Source organism: Salinibacterium sp. SWN167, assembly GCF_015864665.1.
In the GTDB taxonomy this organism is placed as follows: Bacteria; Actinomycetota; Actinomycetes; order Actinomycetales; family Microbacteriaceae; genus Rhodoglobus.
This window is the reverse complement of the sequence record NZ_JADYWU010000001.1, coordinates 384,530-410,055: the sequence shown is the minus strand read 5'-3', so window position 1 is coordinate 410,055 and position 25,526 is coordinate 384,530. Positions and strand designations below refer to the sequence as shown.

The 25,526-nt window shown below is 61.1% G+C and carries 13 protein-coding genes; 6 read left to right on the top strand and 7 right to left on the bottom strand.

From position 1 onward, the window contains the following. Positions 1 to 11 precede the first annotated feature (11 nt). Both I6E60_RS01935 and I6E60_RS01930 read right to left on the bottom strand, forming a co-directional pair. A complete protein-coding gene (locus I6E60_RS01935) occupies positions 12 to 7,289 on the bottom strand; it encodes an SdrD B-like domain-containing protein (RefSeq protein ID WP_197178598.1) in 7,278 nt (2,425 codons plus the stop codon). 328 nt (positions 7,290 to 7,617) lie between these two features. Next, the gene (locus I6E60_RS01930; RefSeq protein WP_197178596.1) at positions 7,618 to 14,874 is read right to left on the bottom strand and encodes an SdrD B-like domain-containing protein; all 7,257 of its coding nucleotides are present in this window, start codon (positions 14,872 to 14,874) and stop codon (positions 7,618 to 7,620) included. 499 nt (positions 14,875 to 15,373) lie between these two features. On the opposite strand from I6E60_RS01930, the gene I6E60_RS01925 reads away from it, so the two are divergent. From I6E60_RS01925 to I6E60_RS01900, 6 genes are all read left to right on the top strand, one after another. Next, complete coding sequence (locus tag I6E60_RS01925; protein ID WP_231601096.1) at positions 15,374 to 16,831, top strand: MFS transporter; 1,458 nt, start codon at positions 15,374 to 15,376, stop codon at positions 16,829 to 16,831. A gap of 76 nt (positions 16,832 to 16,907) precedes the next feature. Then, positions 16,908 to 17,711, top strand: a complete 804-nt coding sequence (locus I6E60_RS01920) for an isocitrate lyase/phosphoenolpyruvate mutase family protein (protein ID WP_197122519.1) — start codon at positions 16,908 to 16,910, stop codon at positions 17,709 to 17,711. A 28-nt stretch (positions 17,712 to 17,739) separates the two neighbouring features. Beyond that, entirely contained in the window at positions 17,740 to 18,189 is a 450-nt protein-coding gene (locus tag I6E60_RS01915) for a hypothetical protein (protein WP_197122517.1), read from the top strand. Between the two features lie 61 nt (positions 18,190 to 18,250). Further along, a complete protein-coding gene (gene rfbA / locus I6E60_RS01910; RefSeq protein ID WP_197122515.1) occupies positions 18,251 to 19,120 on the top strand; it encodes a glucose-1-phosphate thymidylyltransferase RfbA in 870 nt (289 codons plus the stop codon). Positions 19,121 to 19,125: 5 nt separating this feature from the next. Next, a complete protein-coding gene (gene rfbB, locus I6E60_RS01905) occupies positions 19,126 to 20,124 on the top strand; it encodes a dTDP-glucose 4,6-dehydratase (protein ID WP_197122513.1) in 999 nt (332 codons plus the stop codon). A gap of 2 nt (positions 20,125 to 20,126) precedes the next feature. Next, positions 20,127 to 21,515 (top strand): bifunctional dTDP-4-dehydrorhamnose 3,5-epimerase family protein/NAD(P)-dependent oxidoreductase, encoded by a 1,389-nt coding sequence (locus tag I6E60_RS01900; RefSeq protein ID WP_197178594.1) that lies wholly within the window; start codon positions 20,127 to 20,129, stop codon positions 21,513 to 21,515. Between the two features lie 26 nt (positions 21,516 to 21,541). Here I6E60_RS01900 and I6E60_RS01895 read toward each other — a convergent pair whose 3' ends face one another. Genes I6E60_RS01895 through I6E60_RS01875 form a run of 5 tightly spaced genes read right to left on the bottom strand, consistent with a single transcriptional unit; the run spans position 21,542 to position 25,517 of the window. Further along, complete coding sequence (locus I6E60_RS01895; RefSeq protein WP_197122509.1) at positions 21,542 to 22,399, bottom strand: prenyltransferase; 858 nt, start codon at positions 22,397 to 22,399, stop codon at positions 21,542 to 21,544. After that, complete coding sequence (locus tag I6E60_RS01890; protein WP_197178592.1) at positions 22,392 to 22,703, bottom strand: lycopene cyclase domain-containing protein; 312 nt, start codon at positions 22,701 to 22,703, stop codon at positions 22,392 to 22,394. The genes I6E60_RS01895 and I6E60_RS01890 overlap by 8 nt, the downstream gene beginning before the upstream one ends. Continuing rightward, positions 22,700 to 23,068 (bottom strand): lycopene cyclase domain-containing protein, encoded by a 369-nt coding sequence (locus tag I6E60_RS01885; RefSeq protein WP_197178590.1) that lies wholly within the window; start codon positions 23,066 to 23,068, stop codon positions 22,700 to 22,702. The genes I6E60_RS01890 and I6E60_RS01885 overlap by 4 nt, the downstream gene beginning before the upstream one ends. Further along, complete coding sequence (gene crtI, locus I6E60_RS01880) at positions 23,065 to 24,654, bottom strand: phytoene desaturase family protein (protein WP_197178588.1); 1,590 nt, start codon at positions 24,652 to 24,654, stop codon at positions 23,065 to 23,067. The genes I6E60_RS01885 and crtI overlap by 4 nt, the downstream gene beginning before the upstream one ends. Next, positions 24,651 to 25,517 (bottom strand): squalene/phytoene synthase family protein, encoded by an 867-nt coding sequence (locus tag I6E60_RS01875; protein ID WP_197122504.1) that lies wholly within the window; start codon positions 25,515 to 25,517, stop codon positions 24,651 to 24,653. The genes crtI and I6E60_RS01875 overlap by 4 nt, the downstream gene beginning before the upstream one ends. Between the last annotated feature and the right edge of the window lie 9 nt (positions 25,518 to 25,526).

Sequence of the window (25,526 nt, the reverse complement as noted above, 5' to 3'; positions counted from 1 at the left end):
TGCTGTAACCGCTACTTCTCGATAGCGAGGAGTTGTTTCCCTCCGCCACGCACCCGACGTGTCGGCAGAAGGAAGAGCAATCCACTCAACAAGAGCAGTCCAGCAAGCAGGCCTCCGGCGGCGATGCTCGAACCCGTGAAGGCGAGCATCAGCGTAGTGAGTCCTTGGATGACCGAGCGCTCACCAAAGGCGGGCAGCTCGACCGTTGAAGTAGTACCCGTTGACGGGCGGTACTCGGCGTCGACCGACGAAAGGTCGACTGTTGCTGTGTACGTTCCGGCGGGAAGGTTCGTGAGTTCCCACGCACCGTTCTCGTCGGTGGTGACGCGCACGGTGACGGGCCCGTTCGGGCCGTCCCAGATAACATCCAACTCAGCATTGGGGATGCCGCGGTCGCCGCTGTCACGAACGCCGTTGCCGTTCGGGTCATCGAATACAACACCGTTGAGCGTTGCGCTACCGACCACGATGAAGTCAACATCGAGGCGGGTCTCGCCCGAGACGAGCGTTGCCGTCGTCTCGAAGAGCACATCGCCGTCGAGGTCTGAGCTCGGCACATAACCTTCGGTTAGCGTCGTCGCGTCATAGGAGACCTTCACTTCGCCAGCCGGCAGTCCCTCAACGAGGTAGTTGCCGTTCTCATCGGTCGTGGTTGTCACGATGATGTCGTCTTCGTTACCGAAGATTCCGTCGAAGCCGGGGCTCGTAACGGTCATCACGATGCCAGGGAGGCCAGGCTCATTGGTGCCCTGGATACCGTCGTTGTTGACATCGAGCCAGAGCAGATCGCCGACTCCCGCGTCACCGCGGTAGCCGAAGTCCTGATCCAGGTTCTCTTCGCCACCGGTGAGCGTGAGCTCAGAGACGTCGTCAGCTCCGCCGTCAGGGTCAACTGTCGACGTCAGGCCTGCGGGCAGGTTCGAGAGTTCAACAGTGAAGAGTCCTGAAGGAAGGTCTTCGAAGAGGTAGTTGCCCGAAGCATCCGTCTTCGTTGTCGACTCAACGTCGTCCTCATTGCCGAGGATGCCGTCGAGGCCAGCCCACGTGAGCGTGACATCCACCTCGGCGATGCCGGACTCAGTGTCGTCAAGGATGCCGTCACCGTTCTGGTCGAGCCAGACGGTGTCGCCAATCTTTCCGGTACCGATGTAACCGAAGTCGATGTTGTCGAGATCGGTCGCTGCAGGCAGCGAGACCGCAGTGGTGGAGTTCGGGCCAACGCCGGAAGCAACCGTGGTCGCCGTCGGCTGGTTGGGGCCAGCATCCGCATCAAATGTCGGGGTTACGCCAGCAGGCAGCGTCGTCGTGTCAACCGTGGCGGTGTAGTTGCCCTCGGGCAGACCATCGAAGAGGTACTCACCGTTGGAGTCGGTGATTTCGACGAACGTGACGTCATCGCCGCCACCTGCTACGCCATCCGGGCCGAACCAGACGAGGGTTACCTCAGCGTCAGGCAAGCCAGGCTCGCCAGCATCCTTGACGCCATCCTTGTTGAGGTCGAGCCACACCGTATCGGAGATGCTCGAGTCTCCGGCGTAGCCGAAGTCCTGGTTGAGGTCAGAGCCAACCAGCGTCACCGCAGACTCTTCGTCGGGCGACGCGGTTCCGCTGTCGTTGTCGAAGGTCGGGCTGAAGCCAGCAGGCACGCCACTGACAACCTCGACGATGAAGTTCCCGTCGGGGATCTCAGTGACAGTCCAGTCACCGTTGCTGTCTGTCGTTGCCTCGAACTCGATGTCACCAGCAGCGCCGGATCCGCCAAGAACACCATCTGTTCCCAGGTAGGTGACGAGAATCTTCACGCCAGCCAACCCGGGCTCGTTGCTGTCTTGCACGCCATCCTTGTTGCGGTCCCACCAGACGCGGTCGCCGATTACGGACGTGACGTCGTAGCCAAAGTCGACGGTGGTCACCGCTTGACCGATCGTTAGCGAGACCGGCGTTTCGGAGTCGTTGTCGCCATCGAGGTCGAAGCTGTTGGTGGCGCCAGCAGGCAGCCCGCCCGTCACTGCGACGGAGAAGTTGCCGGGGAGCAGGTTGGGGAAGCTGTAGAGGCCGTCGCCGTCAGTCGTCGTCGTGAACACGCCGTCATCGCCACCGCCGAGCACGCCGTCTTCGCCGAACCAGGTCAGCTCAACGGTGGCACCGAAGATGCCGGGCTCAGTGCTGTCTTGCACGCCGTCGCCGTTGCGGTCGATCCACACGAAGTCACCGATGGATGCGGTGCCCGCGTAACCGAAGTCTTGGTCGACACGGTTCTGGCCGGCCGTCAATGACGTCGTCGAGGTCGCGCTCGTGCCGCCGTCGGGGTCGGAAACAACCGAGTAGCCCGCAGGCAGGTCGCTGACAGTGACGGTGTAGGGGCCTGCAGGCAGGTTCTCTACGAGGTACTTGCCGTCTTCATCCGTCGACGTCGTGTACGTGATGTTGTCAGCGGTCGTGGCGAGGTCGCCATCGAGGCCGCCAAACACTACCGTGACCGTCGCGCCCGGAAGTCCGGGCTCGTTGGCGTCCTGAACGCCGTCCTTGTTCTGGTCGAACCAGATGAAGTCACCAATCGAGCCGGATCCCGTGTAACCGAAGTCGACGTCGCGCTTCTTGTCGTTCTCGGCGAGGGTTCCCTGCCACACGCCGTTAGGCGTTGCGGTGGTGCCGTCGAGGTCGTAGCTCGGAGTCATTCCAGCGGGAAGCGTGGACGCATCCACGGTTACACGGTATGACCCACCGGGCAGCTGGGTGACAAGGTATTCGCCGTTGCTGTCGGTCGTGCGGGTGAAGGTCTCGTCGTCGGTGTTGCCGAAGATGCCGTCAATTCCCGCGTAGACAACCGTGACGCCGACGCCCGCAAGAACGGGCTCAGTGGAATCCTGAACACCGTCGTTGTTGACGTCGAACCAGACGTAGTCACCGATGGAGGCGAGGTCAAGTTCGACGCTCACGACATCCGGAGTCACGTTGTCGTAGTCCTTGTAGTCGATACCGGTCACCTGCGCGCTCGGGGCCACACCGAAGTAGTGAGGAACGTCAGCGGTGTTGATGACTTCGCGCGCCGAAACGAGTTCGCTCGTTTCGTCGACGACGGGCATCGTGACGGTGTATTTGATCGTCACCGACGCGCCCGCCGCAATCGGGCCAGCGATAGTCCAGCCCAGAGTTCCATCTGACGGGTCGATGTCGGTGGGGGTAACGCCCACAACGGCAGCAGACGTGTAGTCCGTGACGCGAGAGTCGGGGGTGTCAGTGACGGTCACGTCGTAGGCGGGCGAGTTGCCCGCGTTGCGCACGACGATCGTGTACTCGAGATCTTCGCCCGGCTTGGCACGACGAGTGTCAGAGTCTCCGGCCTGGCCAGCAACATCCTTGTCGATCGTCAGTCGCGGTTCGATGACCGAGACGTTCGCGGTTGACGGAGTGCCCACCTTGTCGAAGTCACCCGGCGCCGGAACGGTCGTGGGCGAACCCGTGATCGTGTCGGTGTTGTTCCAGTACGGACGAACCGTGTTGGTCAGGGTGTTTCCGGATGCCGCAGCAGTCGTGACGATCCCGGTGTAGGTAATCGTGACGGTGCGCACTTCAGCCTCAGCGGGATCGATGTCACCGATGAAGTAGCCAATGGTGCGGTCCGTCGTGGTCGGCGAACCGATCAGCGCAGCGGACTCAGCACAGGGCGAGCCAGCCTGATCGCACGTCGAGCTCACGAACTCACCGAAGCGCACGTTGGTGGGCATCGTGTCGATGATGGTTGCGTCGTAGGCAACAACATCCTTGGGGATGGTCACGTCGACGGTGTAGGTAATGACCTCACCGATGGTGCGTGACGACGGCGTTGCCGATTTGCTCACACCGAGCTCGGGAGCCCGCAGCGTGAGGTCGTCGTTGGCCTGGTAGCCGCCCGCTTCGGTTCCGAGCGGTGATAGCGCTGTGCGCTCGTTCGGGTTTCCGCCGGCAATTGACGACGTAATAGCGTCGACCGTGTTGACGATCGTCGCACCACTCAGAAGCGGGTCAACAATGCGAACGCTGTAGGTCAGGTCAGGGCCTTGGCCGCGCAGGATCGATGCGACAGTGAACGTGATCGTGCGCTCACTCTCGTCCCAGATTCCGCCACCGGGCAAAGTCTGGTCGGTCGTTACGGGAACATTGCTGGCGTTAACCGGCTGAACAGTGTTCGGCACGTGGTCGACAACAGTGGTGTCGTACGCGGTCGACACGTTCGACGCGTTACTGTTTCGCAGTTCGAGCGTGTACGTCACGATCTGGCCAGCTTCAACCTGTCCAGAAACAGCGTTGCTCTTTTTGGTGAGGTTAATGTCGGGCTCAACGATTCGCGTCGTCGTAGTGTTGCTCAGCTGCGAATCGTTAGTGCCGTTCACTCGTTGCCACGTGAGCGACGCGCGGTTGGTGATGCCATCGCCACGCTTGGGTCCTGCGATATCGAGCACGCGTGCGGTGATCGTCAGAATGACGTCATCGTCACCGCTATTGGGGGCGTTGACGTAGTCGGCGCCGATCAATGCGGTGACTTTCTGTCCGGCAACGGTGGCGTTCTGCGAAGCACCACCATTCACAGTGAAGGTCGGTGTTCCCACGATTGCGTACCGGCTGCTGAGAGTGTCAGTAACGGTCGGGTTGACGTAGACCGACGACCCCTCGGGAATTGTGGTCTTCACGGTGTAGGTGACTGTCTCACCAATCGTGGCCTGAGTGCCGAGGTTGTTGCCTGACTCGTTGATCGAGGTCGTAAATGACTTCAGCAGTGTCGGACGACGCAGGTTTACACTCGCGGTGTCCTTGGCCTCAACGCTGTTCGCGCTCGCCTCAAGCGTCGGGTCAATGTTGTTGACGGGAACGTACACCTGCTGGCCACCAGAGTTGGTCTCGGCCTCGTAGTTGCGCACCCCAGCAGTGTTGACGAAGATATCGCCAGCCGAAGAATCAGCGGGAGTGATCACATCGTAAGTAACCGTGTACGAGTCCCCGGCATCCAACGACGGTATCGTCCACTCGATAGAGCGCGGAAGCGACGTCGAGGCGCCACAGACACCAGAGTCACTGATGTTCTCGATCTCGGAGCATTCCAGCAACGAGGGCAGGTTGTCACGAATGGACACGTTCTCGGAGTCCTGGCTGCCGGAGTTCGTGATGACAACCGCGTAGGTCACGCGGTCCGTTGCCTGAACCGCAAGAGTATCGAGCGGGCCATTGGCAACCGCAACAGTGTTGAGGTGCGTGATGCCCTTGCTGAGCGTGACGATCGGCTTCTCGATACGAGTGTCTGCCTGATCACGCAACTGGAACACATCCCCCGCGGTGTTCTGGTACGTCATCTTCATAATGTTCGCCGTGATGTCGCCATCAGCGATCGCGGCAGGGTCGGTGATTTTCGCCGTCACCAGAACCTGGAAGACAGCAGCGGCATTCACATCGCCGATGGTCCACGTCAAGAGAGACGACGGAGTCGGGTCAGTGGCCGATACCGGCGGGTTCACGAACGTGATGTCCGCGGCATCGATGTCGTGGTGGTCGCTTCCATAAGCGAACGACTCAAAAGTGAATCCCGCGGGCAGAAAGTCATTGACGGTGTTATCCAGAGTGTCGAGGCTTCCGGGGAACGTGACGGTCAGTTCATAGCAAACCCTGTCGCCCGGGTGGAACGGGCCAGTGACGCCGTCGCTGAAGGTGAGTGCAGAGCTCGCGTCACACGGAGTCAACATCTCAGCGGGCTCAGCGACCTTCTTGTCGATCGTGATTCCCTGGGCCGTTTGCCCCGCACTTGACGCGTCAACAACAGCAAGAGTCGACGTTGTTCCGTCGTTGTCGGTGATGATCTCAGCGTCGGCGCCGAGCTCAACAGTGTTGGTCCAGGAGTCGTTCGAGCTCACGGGACCGGCGCCGTTACGCACGCGGTAGTTCGAACGCGTGAGCGTCTCTACGGTGATCTCCTCGAGCGAGGATGCCGCCACAAAAGCTGCGGCATCCCACGACACGGTGATGGTTCCGTCGGCGTTCGTCACTACCGACTCTGGAGTCAGCGAGCTGGTGACGTAATCGAGGCCGTCAGGAATGGTGTCGGTTACCGTGATGATGCTCGTCGCGAGGGCGTACTCAGAGGAGTCGAATGAGAGCGTCCAGATGCTCGTGGCACCTTGCGAAATGTCGGAATCGTCAACGGACTTGCGGATGGCGACATCTTCAGCAGAAATAGTGGCCGCGTCGGCATCCGTGTAGACGGTGCCCGCGTAGGTGCCGGCCGCAACCGCGTAGTTCGTGAGCTGCTGCTCGTCTTCAGTAAGGTCCCCCGTGTTGTTGTCGAGGTTCGCGGTGGCTTCACCCGTGAAGGCAACGTTCTCGCGCAGCGGGATAGCTGCCGCGTACACGATCGTCGCAGTCTCGCCCGCAGCGAGGGTTCCGAGGGAATTCCACTCCACCTTGGTGTAGACGTCGTTCAGCAACGGGCCGCTGCCATCCGGGTCAACCGTGACGGTCGACGTCGAGGGCACAAAACTATCGCAGTCAACGGCCGCGGGGAACGCAGTGTCATCGATGCGACCGGCACCGGGATACTCTTCGGTGCCGTCGGCACTATTATCTTGAGTCGAACAACCGAGGAATTCAAGACCGGCCGGCAGGTAGTCGATGATGGAGAAGTTGGTGGTGGGGTTAACGCCGTTGTTGGTGATCTCGAGGGTGTACACGGTCTTGTTGTCGTGCACACCGCGGTGAAGCTCAGACTCGGTGCTCGGCTCGATCTTGTCGAGAAGGAAGGGAACGAGAGTCGTCGTCGACTCATCAGTTGCCCACCCGGTTCGCGAGCTGGTGAGAACATCGCCCGTGAGTGCGTTGAACTTTACGAGCACACGAGGGTTCGAGTTAACGAAAGCCTCGGCGGTGCTCGTGAACGAGTCGTCCACATCGTAGGTGCTGGTGTTGTAGGAGAAGGAGTAGGTCAACGGCACGACGACTCCCGACGAGAGGTCTGCCACGTTGTTCCAGATGAGCTTCGTTGCGCCGCCCGCCAGCGCGATGGTTTCGCTCACCGGATAGGTGGAGTCCACGAGTGTCGCCCCCGCTGGCAGCACGTCAGTGAACGTCAGGTTGTAGGCGTTGCTACCCGAGGTTTGCTGCGCCGAGAGCGTGACCGAGACGTCGTCGCCGTACAGCGTTGACGCACTCACTGTGCGGTCAAGTTGAACGTCGGGGGTGCCCGCTGCCGTAGCGACGGCAGCCGGAACTGTTATTCCCGTCACAATCAGGGCAAGGACGAGCAATGGGCGCAGCAAAAACTTCACGGGTAAGGCCTTAAGGATTGACCTAGGGCCTACCTAATATCGGGAAGTAGGCCGTAGAGAACTCGGGTGGTGTCGGGTTGGTTCGTTCCAGACGAGCGAAATATCGGGTGCCCGTCAGGTAAACCGATTTCAAGCCTAAACGAGACCTAGTCCACCCAATAGCCCACAAAAAGGGGTACACAGAAGCGTCTACGTCCCCCTCTTTGTGGGCCCTATAGAGGACAAGGCCAAACTAACGCCCAGCTACCCCACCACAACGACAAACGCGGTGAGTGCGAACAGAACCATCCGGTCCCGCGCACTCACCGCGCCTATCGTGCAATCGCTACTACTTGCCTGTTGTCAACGCCCGCGTCTCTCTGCCGCCAGCACGAGCTCGCGTCACAACGAGCAGAAGCCCCGCAAGCAACAGAAGCACCGCAAGCCCACCGCCCCAAGCGATATTGGTGCCGGTGAACGCGAGCAACATCGTCGTGAGACCCTGAATGACGGAGCGCGAACCAAAGGCCGGCAACTCTACCGTCGACGATGTTCCCGTAGTCGGCCGGTAGTCAGGATCAACTGTGTCGAGGTCGACTGTTGCCGTGTAGGTTCCCGCCGGCAGGTTCGTGAGGATCCACTCGCCATTTGCGTCGGTGATTACCGTAATCGTGACGGGACCGTTCGGCCCAGCCCAGACCACATCAACCGTGGCATCCGGAATGCCTGCTTCTCCGCTGTCACGGGTGCCGTCCCCATCAGGGTCATCGAACACGACTCCGGTGAGGGTGGCGCTTCCGATAACAATGAAGTCGACATCCAGCAGCGTCTCTCCGGAGACCAACGTTGCCGTCGTGTCGAAGAAGTCACCACCATCGAGATCAGCACTGGGCACGTATCCCTCGGGGAGTGTCGTGGGGTCATATGAGACCTGCACTTCTCCGGCAGGCAGCCCCTCTTCGAGGTAGTTGCCGTTCTCATCTGTCGTCGTCATAATGACGATGTCATCAGCCGTGCCGAACACTCCATCGGTGCCGGGGCTCGTGACAGTGATCACGATTCCGGGAAGGCCAGGCTCATTAGTGCCCTGCACCCCATCGTTGTCGACGTCGAGCCAGAGCAGATCGCCGACACCTGCGTCACCGCGGTAGCCGAAGTCCTGGTCGAGGTTCTCTTCGCTGGCGGAGAGGGTGACCTGCGCTGAGTCATCGAAACCACCGTCTGGGTCGGATGTCGCTACGACTCCTGCGGGCAGGTTCGACAACTCCACCGTGAACGTTCCGATCGGAAGGTCCTCGAAGAGGTAGTTTCCATTCTCATCCGTCGTCGTAGTCGAGACCACGTCGTCGGCGTTACCGAGGATGCCGTCGAGGCCAGCCCATGTGAGCGTTACGCCAACGTCGGGGATTCCGGCTTCGTCAGAATCAACAACGCCGTCGCCGTTCTGGTCCAGCCAGACCGTGTCACCGAGTGACCCTGTCGCGGCATAGCCGAAGTCGATGGTGTCGAGATCGGTGCCCGCCGGCAGCGCTACGGCTGTCGTTGAGTTCGCTGCAACGCCCGAAGCAGGCGTTCCCGGCGTCGGCTGGTTGGCGCCAGCGTCAGCGTCAAAGGTGGGGAGCAGCCCAGCCGGCAAAGTCGCGGTGTCTACCGTGACCGTGTAGTTGCCCTCGGGGAGCCCATCGAACAGGTACTCGCCGTTGGCATCGGTGGTTTCGACGAACGTGACGTCGTCGCCCCCGCCAGCCACTCCATCCGGACCAAACCAAACCAGAGTCACATCGACACCGGGGAGACCAGGCTCACCAGCATCCTTCACGCCGTCTTTGTCGAGGTCGAGCCAGACCGTGTCGGAAATGCTCGAGTCACCGGCGTAACCAAAGTCTTGGTTGAGGTCGGAGGCATCGAGCGTGATCTGCGACTGGTTACCGAGACCAACAGTTGCGCTGTCGTCGTCGTAGGTCGGGACGAAGCCAGAGGCAATGCCGCCGGTCACCTCTACGAGGTACTCGCCGTCAGGAATGTTGATGACGATCCAGTCGCCGTCTGCGTCAGTCTGCGTGGTGTAGACGACGTCGGCGTTGGCGCCAGTTCCGCCCGCGACGCCGTCGGCACCAAAGTAAGTGACGCTGATGTCAACGTTGCCGAGGCCGGGCTCCCCAACATCCTGAACTCCGTCAGCATCGCGGTCCCACCAGACACGGTCTCCGATAACGGAGTCGGCAAAGTAGCCGAAGTCAACATCCGTCACGGCGTCGCCAACGTCCAACGTCACCGAAGTCTGCGAGTCGTTGTTGCCATCACGGTCGAAGCTGTTGTCGACTCCGTCAGGCAATCCGCCCAGAATTTCGACGGAATACTCTCCCGGCAACAAGTTCGGGAAGAGGTAGGCGCCCAGAGCGTCGGTAGTCGTCGTGAACACACCATCGTCGCTGGTGCCTTCAATGCCGTCTTCGCCGAACCACGTCAGCTGAACCTGAGCACCGTTGATGCCACGCTCAGTGGGATCTTGAACGCCATCGTTGTTGCGATCGAGCCAGACATAGTCACCGATGGATGCGGTGCCGTTGTACCCGAAGTCTTGATCGACGCGGTTCTGGCCGGCCGTCAATGAGGTGGTCGACGTCGAGCTCGTTCCCCCGTTGGGGTCGGAGACCACGGCATATCCCGAAGGAAGGTCGCTCACGGTGACGGTGTAGGGACCAGCGGGCAAGTTGCCTACCGAGTACTTTCCGTCGCTATCCGTCGAGGTCGTGAAGGTCAGGTTGTCGGCAGTAGTCGCGAGGTCGCCGTCGAGCCCACCCGAAATGACTGTGGCGGTCGCGCCGGGGAGCCCAGGCTCATTGGAATCTTGAACGCCATCCGAGTTCTGATCGAACCAGATGTAGTCGCCGATCGAGCCGGTACCGGTGTAACCGAAGTCCACGTCGCGCTTCGCAGCGTTCTGAGCGAGCGTTCCTTGCCACACGCCGTTAGGAGTGAGCGTGGTTCCGTCGAGGTCATAGCTTGGAGTCATTCCAGCCGGAAGAGTCGCAGCATCGACCGTGACGCGGTAAGTGCCGCCCGGCACGTTTTCGACGAGGTACTCGCCGGCACTGTCAGCGGCCGTGGTGAAGGTTTCGTCGTCGGTAGTGCCAAAGATTCCGTCAGCACCGAGATAGACGACGGTGACGCCGACGCCTTCGAGCAGCGGCTCCGTGGCATCTTGCACACCGTCATTGTTGACGTCGTACCAGATGTAGTCACCGATCGAGGCGAGGTCGAGCTCGACACTCACCACATCAGCGGTCACGTCGTCGTAGGTGTTGTAGTCGATCAGAGCGTCGCGGTCCGCTGCAGGAACACCGAAGTATTCCGGGATGTCCGCGGTGTTGACGATCTCTGCACCGCTCACCACTTCATCGACCTCGTCGAGGAGAGGCATCGTCACCGTGTACGTGATGGTCACCGAAGCGCCAACGGCGATCGGGCCGGGGATGTTCCAGCTCAGAGTTCCATCTGACGGGTCAGCGTCGGTGTTCGTGACACCGGCCGGGTCGACCGTGGTGAATGCTGTGACCCGGTCATCCGGAGCATCCGTCACCGTGACGTCGAATGCGGGCGACGTGCCCGTATTGGTCACGACGATCGTGTACTCAAGAGGATCACCAGGCTTGGCACGGCGAGCGTCAGAGTCATCAATCTGTCCGGCGACAGCCTTGTCGATCGTGAGCGTCGGTTCGACAACCGCAGTGTTCGCGGTCGACGGCGATCCCACGGCATCGAAATCTGCAGGGTCAGGCACCGTAGTCGGCGTGCCCGTGATGACGTTGGTGTCGTTCCAGTAGGGACGAGCAGTGTTCACGAGCGTGCTGCCGTCTGTGGCCGCCGTCGTCACGATTCCGGTGTACCGGAAGGTGATGACACGGTCTTCAGCCGCAGCAGGGTCGAAGTCACCGATGAAGAAACCAATGGTGCGGTCGGTCGAACTCGGCGAACCGATGACCTCGGTGGTTGCCGCACACGGCGTGCCATCTTGGTCACACGCTGAATCAACGAACGCACCGAACCGAACATTGGCGGGCATGGTGTCGATGATGGTCGTGTCGTCAGCAACAACGCTCGCCGGGACGGTCACTTCGACGGTGTAGGTAACGACCTCACCAATCGTCAGCGTAGCGGGAGTCGCAGTCTTACTGACGTGCACTCCCGGTGTCTGCAAAGTTACGATGCTGGAGTCTTGGTAGCCGCCCGCTTCCGTTCCGAGCACGGAGTCGGAGGTGCGCTCGTCGGGATCAGTTCCGGCGATCGAGGTTGTGGTCGCATCCACCGTGTTCACGATGGTCGCGCCGCCACGCAGGGGGTCATCGACCAGAACGCTATACGTGAGGTCGGGGCCTGCGCCGGGCGCAATGCTCGCGACGGTAAACGTGATCGTGCGGGCGCTTTCGTCCCACACGCCACCACCGGGGAGCGTAGCGTCAGCAGTGACGGGATCGCCGGCAGCGTCGACGGGCTGAACCTCATCGGGCAAGGTGTCAACGACGACAGTGTCGTGGGCTGTCGAGACATCCGCCGCGCCGCTATTGCGCAGTTCAAGGGTGTACTCAACAAGCTGACCCGCAACCACCTCGCCGCCGACAGCATTGCTGCTCTTCTGCAGTGAAATGTCAGGCTCAACGATGGTCGTCGTGACGCTGTCACTCACCCCGGAATCGCTCGAGCCATCGACGTGGTCCCATGCGAAGGTGGCGTTATTGGAGACAACATCGCCACGGACGGGGCCGCTCGCATCGAGCACGCGCACGACAATCGTGAGCACGACAAGGTCGTCACCGCTGTTGGCCGCGTTTGTGTACGTCGCCCCCAACGGCGCCGTGACGAGTTGGCCGCTTACCGTCGCGTTCTGCGGGGCGCTGCCGCCCACCGTAAAGGTCGGGGTGCCCACGATCTCGAGGTCATCGCTGATCGTGTCGGTTACCGCTGGGTTTTCGTAAGCGCTTCCGCCCTCAGGAATTGTGGTGGTCACCGTGTAGGTGATGAGTTCGCCGGTCGTCGCTTCGGAAGCAGCGTTGTTTCCCCCCTCGTCGATCGAGGTCGTCGCGGTCTTCACGACGGTGGGCCGGTCGACGTTAGCGGTCGCCGTGTCGGTCGCCTCGTCGCCGTTCGCGTCGTCTTCGAGAGTGGGATCGATATTGCTCTCGGGAACGTAGACCTGTGGGTCGCCGTTGTTGGTGTCGCCTTCGTAGTTGCGAACACCGGTGGTGTTGAGGAACACATCACCCAGCGACGAGTCTGCCGGGGTGATCACGTCGTAGGTCACGGTGTAGCTGCCACCGGCAGCAACGGGGCCAGGGACGATCCACTCAATGGAGCGCACGGGTGCCGGAGAACCACACGCACCGGCGTCGCTGATGTTCTCAATGTCGGAGCATTCCAGAAGCGCGGGCAGGTTGTCTCGGATCGAGATGTTCTCGGCCGCTTGGCTTCCCTCGTTGGTCACGGTGATGGAGTAGGTCACCCGATCAGTCGCCTGCACCGTGAGGGTGTCAACGGGCGCGCCGCTGATGGGATTCGTGTTGAGTTCTGTGATGCCTTTGGCCACAGCGACGATCGGCTTCTCGACAAGTGTGTCCGCGTGATCGCGCAGCTGGAACACATCGCCGGCGGTGTTCTTGTAGGTCATCTTCATGATGTTCGCGGTGATCGAACCATCAGTGATCGCCGCCGGATCGGTGATTCTGGCAGAAACAAGAACCTGGAATTCGGCCGAGGCATCCACCTCGCCCACGTTCCAGTTGAGCAGAGGTGAGCCCGCGTCATTGGAGAAGACGATGCCATCGGCTGCCGTCAAGGTGCTGGCCGAGGTGTACTCGAAAGCTTCATAGGTGAAACCGGCGGGCAAGAAGTCGGCCACGCTAACTTCGAGGGAGTCGAGAATCCCGGGAAAGTCAACGGTCAATTCGTAACACACGAGGTCGCCGGGATGGAACGGACCAGTAACGGTCTCGCTGAAGGCCAGACCAGATTCAGCCCCACACGTAGTCGCAATGTCCGACGGCTGAGCGACGCGTTTGTTTATGCTGACACCCTGCGCGGTCTGGCCTGCACTCGACTCATCGATCACAGGAAGGGTCGAAGTGTTCGCTCCGCTGTCCGTGATGATTTCCGCGGTCCCCACGAGGGCGACCGAGTTCGTCCACGAGTCGTTGGAACTCACCGGGCCACCACCGTTGCGGTAGGCAGTGCGTGTTGTCGTCGTAATAGTGATCGTGCCGGATGCGGATGCCCCTGCGAACGCGGCCGCATCCCACGAGACGGTAATCGTTCCGTCGGCATTGGTCACTACCGATTCAGGAGTTAGCGAGCTCGCGACGTAGTCGAGGCCATCCGGAATCGTGTCGACCACCGAAAGGATGCTCGTGGATAGCGCGTATTCCGAGGACTGGAAGTCAAGCGACCAGATGCTCGTACCGCCCTGCGCGATGGCCGGCTGATCGACGGACTTCTGAATGGCGACGTCTTCGGCAGTCACTGTCGCCGTGTCGTCATCGGTGTATACCGACGCCCCGTAGGTTCCCGTGGCAACCGCGTAGTTCTTGAGTTGCTGCTCTTCTTCGGTGAGTGGACCCGTGTTGTTGTCGAGGTTCGCGGTGGCGTTGAGCGCGGATGCTTCGTTCTCCCGCAGCGGGATAGCGGCGGCGTACTTAATGGTCAGCGTCGCGCCGGCGGCGATAGTGCCTAGAGAGGACCACTCAACCCTCGTGTAAACAGCGTTAGGGAGCGGACCCGCTCCGTCGGGGTCAACGGTCACCGTCGAAGACGTGGGGACGAAACCGTTGCAATCAACAGCAGCCGGCAACGGGGTGTCGTCGATGCGACCGGAACCGGCGTACTCCTCGACGGTTGCGGTCGTGTTGTCCTGGTTGGAGCATCCGAGGAATTCGAGACCGGCCGGAAGGTAGTCAACGATCGAAAAATTGGTGCTGTCATTAACGCTGTTGTTGGTGATTTCGAGCGTGTAGACCGTTTTGTTGTCGTGAACGCCGCGCTGGAGTTCCCCCTCGGTACTCGGTTCGCGCTTCTTGAGCTCGAACGGCACCAACGTAGTGGTGGAGGTTGCCGTATCCCAGCCGGTGCGAGTGGCTTCGTCAACCTCGCCGGTGACGGGATCGAACTCATCGACGATGCGAGGGTTGGAGTTGACGAAGGCTTCAGCGGTGCTCGTGAAGGAGTCATCCACGTCATAGCTGACAAGGTCATACGCAAAGGAGTAGGTCAGCGGCACCACGATGCCCGCTGAAAGGTCAGCGACGTTGCTCCAAATGACCTTGGTCGTTCCATCCGACAACAGGATCTGTTCACTCACGGGGTAAGTCGAGTCGGTCAGCGTAGCGCCCACCGGCAGAATGTCAGTGAAAGTTAGGTTGTAGGCGTTGATCGCCGGGACCGATGACTGCTGCGCCGAGAGCGTGACCGAGACATCACTGCCGTACAGAGTGGAGGCGCTCACCTCACGATCAAGCTGCACGTCGGGGTTGCCTGCCGCACTTGCAGCAGTGACGGGAACGGTGACACTCGCTGCGATTAACGCGGCGACGAGCAGTGGGCGGAGAAAAAGCTTCACAGGTAATGGCCTTACATTGCGGGTGATTTGATCACAGAGATCAAACAGATCCACCGTCGTGAGAGGGCAGAAATGCACGGGCTGAAGTCGGGACGTCCCGACACGGCCAGATCTCCGCATCGAACACGACTAGACCATTCGACAAACCCGGGTGATGGGGTATACGAAGACGTCTACTTCGTTAAACGTACCCCGAATTGTCCTCATTGATACCGAAATCTTCACATTGATTCGAAATGTCTCTTGTGACAAAACCGCACAACTTCCCCTGAATCACGCGACTATCTCTCACAATCTGGCATCGGGCGGAGCCTAAGAGCGCCGGGACGACTGCCGACGAACAATGCCCATCGCCGAGGCTCCGCTCACCGCCGCGGGCACCCCAACGACCGGCAAGTGGTCTAGCTTGCGACGCTGATTTCGTGAAGAATTGGGCAGCCCAACACGCGCATCGCAACTTCAGCCCCCATTGTTTACCGCACACCACTAGCCTGTTCGCATGACGGACAAGACTCCCGACAACGACGTCCCTAGCGTGCCTGCTGTTCCGCGCGTCTCGAACACGCGAGCAATCGGCACTGTCGGGCAGGGACTCCTCGCTGATTCACCGATCCCCAAGAGCCGCGTGCGCGCGTGGGCGCTCTGGGATTGGGGCTCCGCAGCCTTCAACGCGGTCGTCACAACCTTCGTCTTCAGTACGTACCTGGCGAGTGGTCTATTCATTGACCCCGAGATCGTGGCCGCAGCGGCCGACGATGACAAGAACCCGGCGCTCGTTCTGGCCAAAGCCAACAACACCACCATCATCTCGGGCGCACTCACCATTGCGGGCATCCTCGTCGCCGTCCTCGCTCCCATTTTGGGTCAACGTTCGGATGGTTCCGGTCGCCGAAAATTGTGGCTTGCTATTAATACAGGCCTCGTTGTGGTCGCAATGGGTGCCATGTTCTTCGTGGTGCCCGTGCCGTCGTATATCTATCTGGGCGCCGCACTCCTCGCGGCTGGCAATATCTTCTTTGAGTTTGCGAGCGTCAACTACAACGCGATGCTCGTGCAGGTGTCCACCCCTAAGACAGTGGGCCGCGTCTCTGGGTTCGGTTGGGGGCTCGGCTACATCGGCGGAATCGTGCTGCTGATCGTCCTGCTCGTGCTGTTTATTCAGAACTTTGGAAGCGAAACCGGTAACGGTCTGCTCAATGTGCCCTTCGGCGCTGATGGCGGTGCGCTCGATGTGCGGTACGCCGTGCTTGCCTCCGCGGTGTGGTTCGCGATCTTCGCCATCCCCGTGCTGATTGCAGTGCCCGAGATTCCTGCTGGCGCCCGCGAGAACCGCGTGAGCTTCTTCGGCAGCTACGCCAAGCTCTTCGGCACTATCAAGACCCTCGCCAAGAAGAGCCCGCAGGTTCTCATGTTCTTGCTCGCGAGCGCGGTGTTCCGTGATGGCCTCGCCGCCGTCTTCACGTTCGGCGCGATCATTGCGGCGCAGGTGTTTGGCTTCAGCCCGAGCGAGGTCATCTACTTCGCCGTCGCCGCCAACCTCGTCGCTGGCATCGGAACCTTTGTAGGCGGATGGCTCGACGACAAGCTTGGGGCTAAGAATGTGATCATCGGCTCTCTCATCGGCCTCGTGCTCGCCGGCCTCGCGGTGCTTTTCGTCGGCGATGCCCAAACCGGGTTCTGGATCGCTGGCCTCTTCCTGACACTGTTCGTCGGACCGGTGCAGGCGGCAAGCCGTAGCTTCCTCGCTCGCGTTACTCCAGTCGGCCGCGAGGGCGAAATCTTCGGCCTCTACGCCACGACTGGCCGCGCCGTGAGCTTCCTCGCCCCTGGACTCTTCACGCTCTTCGTCGCCATGACCGGCGACACCCGCTACGGCATCATCGGAATCGTGATCGTGCTGCTCGCCGGCCTCGTGCTGATGCTGCCGGTGAAGGCGAAACAGTCAGTGATCGACTAGCTCGCGTTGCCGAGAGTTTGCTGGTCGCGTCTGAAATTCACTGGTGTCCAGCGCGCACGCGGAGCATGCTGGGAGCATGACTGAAATCGCCCCCAGCTCCCCCGCCGCCCGCGCCGAACTTCTCCGCTCACTCCACATCCCTGGCACGCCCCTGATTGTCTCCAACGTGTGGGATGCCATCACCGCCCGCGTGGTTGCCGAGGCTCCCGGCGTTCGCGCCCTTGCCACCGCAAGCCATGCCGTGAGTTTCGCCCGCGGAGTTTCCGACGGCGAAGGCCTCACCGTTGATCAGGCCATCGAGGCGGCATCCATTATCTGTACTGCCGTCGAAATCCCCGTCTCGGTGGACTTCGAAAAGGGCTACTCGCCGGATGCCGACGGCGTGCAAGTAAACGTCGAACGATTGATCGCGGCTGGCGCTGCTGGGCTGAACATCGAAGACAGCTCGGGCCCGGCCAAAGCTCCGCTGTTCGACCTCGACCACGCTGCTGCACGGGTCGCTGCGGCCCGCGCAGCTGGCGACGCTACCGGTGTGCCCATCGCGATCAACGCCCGCGTTGATGTGTTGGCCGGTGGCGGCGAATGGGATGACATGGTCGCCCGCGCAAACACCTACCTTGCCGCTGGCGCCGACTGCATTTTCGTTCTCGGCCTCACTAACGAGCAAATGGTCGCCCAAGCGATCGCTCAGATCGATGGGCCCATTTCGGTGATTGGCGGAACAGGATATGTGCCGCTAAAAACTCTCGCCGAGCTCGGCGTAGCTCGCGTGAGCTTTGGACCGCGCACGCTCGGTCTCACCCTGTCTCACCTGCAGCAGGCGGCTACCCAGCTCACTGCTCTGGGCGACTACCCCGAAGAACTCGGTTTCGTCTACTAATTCGCGGCACGAGGAGTACTGTCGGATTATGGACACGCAACAACCCATCAGTTACTGGGTGAAGCTCGTCGATCGCATCATTGATGAGCTCTTCGCCACCACCCTCGAAGAGCACGGAATTACTCGCCGCCAATGGCAACTGCTCACTGTGCTGTCGAAAGGCGCTGCCGGTGTCGAGCTTCTCGACATCGAAATCGCGCCGTTCTTAGACCGCGCAAACGGCGCTGTGCCCCCGACGCAGGGGTTGCACACCACGTCGCTCGAGTCGCTCAATGAACTTGTCGAGAGCGAGTGGCTCACAACCGACGGCGCACTGTTTGAACTCACCGATCGCGGCCGTGTTGTTGTCGACCGCCTCACCGTCGTGATCGCCGCGGGCCGCCAAAAGGCGACTGAAGGCGTCACCCCTGAGCAATACGAGACCACAGTCACAGTGCTCGAGACCATGGCCAAAAACCTCACCGTTCAGAACCAGTAGGACTGCGGACCAATCCTGTAAAGCGCTAGGCGATGTACAGCTGGCGCACAATACTGGGTTCATGAAGGGAATAATCCTTGCAGGCGGGTCTGGAACACGGCTCCACCCGATAACGCTGAGCATTTCCAAACAGCTCGTGCCCATCTATGACAAGCCGATGATTTATTACCCCCTGTCTACGCTGATGCTTGCCGGCATCAACGACATCCTGATCATCACCACCCCGCATGACGCGGAGCAGTTCGTGAAACTCCTCGGCGATGGCTCGCAGTTCGGTATTTCTCTGACTTTCGCCGTGCAGCCCGAACCGAACGGGCTCGCCCAAGCCTTCGTTATTGGTGCCGACTTTGTGGGCAATGATTCCGTGGCGCTGGTATTGGGCGACAACATCTTCTATGGACCGGGCCTCGGTTCTCAGCTCAGCCGCTTTGCCGACATCGACGGCGCTGCCATCTTCGCTTACTGGGTAGCGGAGCCCGAAGCCTATGGCGTTGTCGAATTCGATTCTCAATTTATCGCTGTCTCCCTCGATGAGAAGCCGGCCCATCCGAAAAGCAACTACGCCGTGCCCGGGCTCTACTTCTATGACAATGACGTGCTCGATATCGCCGCCGGGCTCACCCCTTCCGCCCGCGGCGAATATGAAATCACCGACGTGAACAGCGCCTACCTCAACGCCGGAAAACTCAAGGTCGAAGTTTTGCCGCGAGGAACGGCCTGGCTCGACACCGGAACCTTTGATTCGATGACGGATGCCAGTGACTATGTCCGCACGATCTCCCGACGTCAGGGGCTCAAAATTGGCTGCCCCGAAGAAGTCGCATGGCGCCGAGGATTGCTGACCGACGACGAACTTCGTGAGCGCGCCGAACGCCTCACTAAATCGGGATACGGCTCGTATTTGCTCGAAATGCTCGAACGCGGGAGGTAGACCAGATGAGCAGGATGCTTGTGACCGGCGGCGCTGGATTCATCGGTTCGAATTTCGTCCACTACATTCTCGAGAACACCGACCATCACGTCACCGTGCTCGACAAAATGACCTATGCCGGTAATCGTGCGTCGCTCGACGGGCTTGATGCGGCACGGTTCAGCTTTGTCCGGGGCGACATCACCGACGCCTCGGTGGTTGACGCGCTCGTCGCCGGAACCGACATCGTGGTGCACTACGCCGCCGAATCTCACAATGACAATTCGCTCGACGACCCACGGCCGTTTCTCGACACCAACATCGTGGGCACCTACATCCTGCTCGAAGCGGTGCGACGCCACCAGAAGCGTTTTCACCATGTCTCCACCGATGAGGTCTATGGCGATCTCGAGCTTGATGACCCGAGCCGCTTTACCGAGCAGACTCCCTACAACCCGTCGAGCCCGTACTCATCGACCAAAGCAGGATCAGACCTTCTCGTGCGCGCGTGGGTTCGGTCATTTGGTGTGCAGGCCACCATCAGCAACTGCTCCAACAACTACGGCCCACGCCAGCACGTTGAGAAGTTCATTCCTCGCCAGATTACCAATGTGCTCACCGGTGAGCGCCCCAAGCTTTATGGCGATGGCCTCAACGTGCGGGATTGGATTCACGCCGCCGACCACTCCGCTGCCGTGCTGACGATTCTCGAGCGAGGCCACATCGGCGAGACGTATCTCATCGGGGCTGACGGCGAGAAAAACAATCGAGAAGTCATGGAGCTGATCCTTACTGCCCTCGGCCAACCGACGGATGCCTACGATCACGTTGCGGAGCGCCCCGGGCACGATGTGCGCTACGCCATCGACTCCACGAAACTTCGCACTGAACTCGGATGGATGCCGCAGTTCTCCAATTTTGAGGTCGGTATCGAGGCAACCGTGCAGTGGTACCGCGACAACGAAGACTGGTGGCAGCCGCAGAAGGCCGCCACCGAGGCTCGCTATCTGTCGCAGGCTCGGTAGCGATGCCCCACGTTACAGAGACCCCTATCCCCGGACTGCTGCTGCTAGAGCTGCCGGTGCACGGCGACAATCGTGGCTGGTTCAAAGAGAACTGGCAGCGCGAAAAAATGATCGCTGCTGGGCTTCCTGACTTTGGCCCAGTGCAACACAACATCTCCTTCAACGGCGCCATCGGAACGACTCGTGGCATCCACGCTGAACCGTGGGACAAACTCGTGTCGGTTGCCACAGGACGCATTTTTGGAGCTTGGGTCGACCTCCGTGCTGGCGCCACGTTCGGCACAGTATTTACCGCGGAGCTCGACGCGGCACGCGCCATCTACATTCCCCGCGGCGTCGGCAATGCCTACCAAACACTTGAGCCTGACACCGCCTATAGCTATCTCGTCAACGAGCACTGGAGCTCCAGCGCCAGCTACACCTTCCTCAACCTTGCCGACGAGAGCATTGCCGTCGACTGGCCGATCCCCCTGCAGGATGCCGAACTCAGCGACAAGGACCGGTCGCATCCGCGGCTCACGGCGGTAGCCCCCCTCGCTCCTCGCAGAACACTGGTGCTTGGAGCGGCAGGCCAGCTGGGCACGGCACTCCGCGAAACGATACCGACAGCCGAGTTTGCGACTCGTGACCACATTGACCTCAGCGACAGCGGATGCTTCGACCACATCCATTGGCCCGACTACGACGTCGTGATCAACGCCGCCGCCTACACCGCAGTGGATGCCGCCGAAACGGCACAAGGTCGTGCCGCAGCATGGGCTATCAACGTGACCGCCACGGCAGCCCTTGCTCGCATTGCGACGGAGCATCGCCTGACCCTCATCCACATCTCCAGCGACTACGTCTTCGATGGCACAACCGCACCGCACCCGGAGACGGAGCCGGCGTCACCGCTTAACGTCTATGGGCAAACGAAGGCAGCGGCAGACGCCATCGTCTCGACCGTACCGCGGCACTACATCGTGCGCACCAGTTGGATCATCGGCGAAGGAGCCAACTTCGTGCGCACCATGGCCTCCCTTGCCGAGCGCGGCAGCTCTCCGTCCGTGGTCAACGACCAGGTCGGGCGGCTCACTTTTGCGAGTGATCTCGCAGCGGGCATCCGCCATCTGATTGCTACTCGCGCAGCGTTTGGAACCTACAACGTGACCAATGCGGGCCAGCCACAATCGTGGGCCGCCATAGCCCAACGGATCTTTGAGCTGACCGGTCACGACGCAGCTCGCGTGACCGGAGTCGAATCGGCCGAGTATTTCGCCACAGCTCAGGGCGCTCCTCGACCACTCAATAGTGTGCTCGACCTCACCAAGATTGAGGCCACCGGCTTCAGGGCGCGGGATGCTGATGTTGCGCTCAGAGAATATCTGGGCCGTGGTGGCGTGCGGGATTAGAGCTTCAGCGCTGCGATAACCAGAAGCTAGCGGATGAACACCCACCAGATGAGCAGCATCGTCACGAAGAACCCGGTGATGAAGTTGAGGGCCAGAAAGTTCTTCCAGCCACGGTTCGCTGACTCGGCGGTGGCATCCGTGATGTTCCAGAATCGTGCGCACATGGCCGCATAGGGCAGTACGAGGAGCGCCGCGGGCGGGCCGGGCCAATCAGCAAACAGCAGCAGGATGCCGCCGGCCAAGTACGCGACAACGGCGAAGCGGGTGGTGGCTCGCGCCCCAATGACGGTCGCGATGGACGAGATGGCTGCCGCGCGGTCGGCAAGCACATCTTGCACCGCTCCGAAGGCGTGCGAGGCGATCCCCCAGAGGAAGAAAGCTCCCAGTACCGCCCAGAGCTGCGGCGTAAAAACGGCACCGGCGAGAACGAGCGCGTAAATCGCGGGCGAGACAAAGTGGGTGCTCGAGGTGAGCGAGTCAAGGAACGGGCGCTCCTTGAAGCGCAAACCCTTGGCCGAATAGGCGACGACCGCAAACATGCTGATCAGTAGCACGAGCCACGAGAGAGGGTTACCGACCACCACGAGATAGATCAGGAACGGGATGGTCGTGACGGCGGCGGCGATGAGCGTGGGCCGGTGCATCCGCGGGTCGAGAAGCGCACCCTCGACTCCTCCCTTGCGCGGGTTGCGCAGGTCGGACTCGTAGTCGAAAACGTCGTTGATGCCGTACATCGCCAAGTTGTAGGGCACGAGGAAGAAGATGGTGCCGAGTACGAACGTGAGGTCGATGGCGCCGGTGGTCAGGTAGTACGCGGCCGCAAAAGGGAAGGCCGTGTTGACCCAGCTGAGCGGTCGCGAGGAGAGGAACAGATCCTTAAGCATGGGAGTCCTTTCGGCGAGAACCCAGCAGCGTCCACAAGCACGGCAGCCCGACGACGGCGGCGATTGTGTAGGCGAAATCTTCGAGCGGAGCGACACCGATGAAAGCACCACTGATGGCATCCGCGCTGTACCCCACCAGGCCGACCGAGATCATCACGTTGTCGAAGACCGCGGTCATCACGAGCAGAATACCGGCGGTGATCGCAATTGCACGCCACCGCGGGGCGCGTGAGGTGGCGATCGCGGCCACCGCGAGCGCCGCCACGATCACCAAAAAGACGGCATTCAGGAGCCAGTAGGTCATGACGCTCGCCCCTCGGTGGTGGCCGCCGAACCAGTGCCCGCGGGATGAACGGAGGGATGTGGGCGTTCCCGCGAGAGGGCGCCGTAGACGTTCATCGTGAGATAGCAGAGCAGCGTGAGGAAGAAGACTTCTTCGAGCGGAACCTCCGGTGCCACCAGCAGTCCGGTCATGAACTCGGTCTCGCCGCGGAAGAAGATGCCGAGGCCGACACCGAGAAGATCCCAGACAAGAAAGAAGAGCACGCCGACCGGCAGCACGATGCGGGCGCGCCGGGCATCCCGCCAGAAGAACAGCGAAAAGCGCCGATCGAGCACGACCATTCCCGTGAGGGAAATCAGCAGAGCAAGAAGGTAGAGAACAATCACGGCCAGGGCCTCGGTTGAGGTGCGACCACGGGCGTCAACGGCTCAGCGAGCGGGCCAGCAGAGGTGTCGCCGCGCAGGCGCTTCACGAGCACTTCGGCACTAATCAGACACATAGGAAGGCCGATGCCGGGGATGGTGGACCCACCCACATAGTAGAGACCCTTGACCTTCTTGCTCACATTGCCGGCGCGGAAGAACGCGCTCTGCTTGAGCGTGTGCGCCGGGCCGAGGGCGGTGCCGCGCCACGCGTTGAGGTCATCGGCGAAGTCGCCAGGGCCTACCGTGCGGCGCACCGTGATGCGGTCGGCGAGGTCGGGGATGCCGGTCCACTCACTGATCTGCGAGATCACCGAGTCGGCGAGCTTTTCGATGCGCGCATCGCCAGCTCCGGCGCCTGCGAGTTGACCGTGGCCAATGGCAGGGTCGGCCGGAATTGGCACGAGCACAAACACATTCTCGTATCCCTCGGGTGCCACATGCGGGTCAACGCCACTGGGCTTGCAAATGTAGAGCGATGCCGGCTCGGGCACCTTGGGTTCGTTGCCAAAGATGGCCTCGAAGCCCTGTTGCCAGTCCTTCATGAACAGCAGCGTGTGGTGCTCGAGCTCGGGCAGTTCGCCCTTCACACCCAAGTACAACAGCAGCGCGCTGGGGCCGGGAACCTTCTTCTCCCAGTACTCAGCGGGATAGGTTTGCTCGCTTGACTCCAGCATGGTGGTCTCAGTGTGGTGGAGGTCGGCGGCCGAGACCACGGTCTCGGCGTTCAGGGTGTGACGCTTGCCCGCGGCATCCGTGTACTCAACACCTGTTGCAACGCCATCGACTGTCACGATGCGCGTGACCTTCGAACCGGTGCGGATGTCGACGCCAGCAGCCCGCGCGATGTCAGCGATGCTTTCGATCACCCGGGTGAAGCCGCCCATCGGGTAGAGCACACCATCTGACAGGTCGAGGTGGCTCATGAGGTGATACATGCTCGGCGTGAGGTACGGCGAGGAACCGAGGAAGACAGCCGGGTAGCCGAGCACTTTGCGCAACCGGTCGTCTTTGACGGTGCGAGCAACCAGCTTCGACAGGGGTTCGATAAGCAAACGGATAAAGCGGGCCGCCTTGGCAAGCACCTCTTTCGTCGCACTCGTGCGCAGGTCGGCGAAGCTCGTGTAGAGAAAGTACTTTTTAGCGAGCTCGTAGGTGTCTTCGGCCGAGGCCAAGTACTTGCGCATGCGGGCGCCCGAACCGCGCTCGATGCTCTCGAATAGCGCGAGGTTCTCTTCGAGATCGGTGGAGATGTCGAGGGATTCTTTCTCTCCCTCAAAATAAACCCGGTAACCGGGGTCGAGGGTGACGAGCGAGAGTTGCTCGGCGGCAGTCGTGCCCATCAGCTTGTAGAAGTGGTCGAAGACCTCAGGCATCAGGTACCACGACGGGCCCGTGTCGAAACGGAAACCCTCGTGCTCCCACGAACCAGCGCGGCCGCCCACCTCCGGGCGGCCCTCCAGCAGCGTGACCGAATGGCCTTCTTTCGCGAGCAATGCCGCACTCGCTAACCCGGCAATACCGCCACCAATTACAACAACGTCACTCATGGTCGAGGGGTCACTCCCATCGCGGCGACCGCAGCCAACCGCAGCTTAACAACATTCGGAACGCGCACCCGCGTCTTCACCAGTTCGCTGGCCGGAGTAGCCCGGATGCGCGTGGAGAGTTGGGCAAAGAGAGAGTGGGCGAGCGCAACAGCCTTCTTGCTGCTCGCCGGCAGTTCTGAGCCGATCGCGGCATCCCGCAGATCGGCATCGAGGTCGTCGAGCAGCCGGATCTTCTCGGCTTCGGTGAACGTTGCAACGTCGACGCCCGGAAAGTAGCTGCGACCGAGAGTCTCAAAGTCGTCGGCCAAGTCGCGCAAGAAGTTGACCTTCTGAAAGGCTGCGCCCAGCGCTCGTGCGCCGTGCACAAACTTGGCGCGCTGCTCGTCGCTGACCTCGTGGCCGTGCAAGAAAGCGCACAGGCACATGAGCCCCACGACTTCGGCAGAGCCGTATACGTAGCGGTCGAAGCTGGCCTGGTCGTGCTCTTTCTGGTTAAGATCCATGCGCATCGACTCGAAGAAGGGAGCCGTGAGTTCTGGGCCGAAGGCCACCTCGCGCGCGGTGAGGGCGAAGGCATGAACGATGAGGTTCGAGCTGAAACCGCTCGCGATCGCGTTTTCGGTTTCCTTCTCGAGTTCATTCAACTGGCGGCTCGTGGCAATCACGTCGAGGCCGGCTTCTTCGGCACCGCCGTCGACGATCTCATCGGCGACGCGAACCAGTGCGTAAATGTTCTCGACGTGCTGCCGAACCTCCACGCCCAGCAGGCGGGATGCCGCAGAAAACGACGTGGAATAGCTGCGAATGACGATGCTCGCCGCGTCTTCAGCAACGCGGTCGTACAGCTTGAGGCGCGAGCTCACGCGCACCCG

Excerpts from the sequence above, each read along its gene's own strand:
- I6E60_RS01925 (WP_231601096.1), top strand. The coding sequence starts at position 15,374 with ATGACGGACAAGACTCCCGACAACGACGTCCCTAGCGTGCCTGCTGTT.
- I6E60_RS01920 (WP_197122519.1), top strand. The coding sequence starts at position 16,908 with ATGACTGAAATCGCCCCCAGCTCCCCCGCCGCCCGCGCCGAACTTCTC.
- I6E60_RS01915 (WP_197122517.1), top strand. The coding sequence starts at position 17,740 with ATGGACACGCAACAACCCATCAGTTACTGGGTGAAGCTCGTCGATCGC.
- rfbA (WP_197122515.1), top strand. The coding sequence starts at position 18,251 with ATGAAGGGAATAATCCTTGCAGGCGGGTCTGGAACACGGCTCCACCCG.
- rfbB (WP_197122513.1), top strand. The coding sequence starts at position 19,126 with ATGAGCAGGATGCTTGTGACCGGCGGCGCTGGATTCATCGGTTCGAAT.
- I6E60_RS01900 (WP_197178594.1), top strand. The coding sequence starts at position 20,127 with ATGCCCCACGTTACAGAGACCCCTATCCCCGGACTGCTGCTGCTAGAG.
- I6E60_RS01895 (WP_197122509.1), bottom strand. The coding sequence starts at position 22,399 with ATGCTTAAGGATCTGTTCCTCTCCTCGCGACCGCTCAGCTGGGTCAAC.
- I6E60_RS01890 (WP_197178592.1), bottom strand. The coding sequence starts at position 22,703 with ATGACCTACTGGCTCCTGAATGCCGTCTTTTTGGTGATCGTGGCGGCG.
- crtI (WP_197178588.1), bottom strand. The coding sequence starts at position 24,654 with ATGAGTGACGTTGTTGTAATTGGTGGCGGTATTGCCGGGTTAGCGAGT.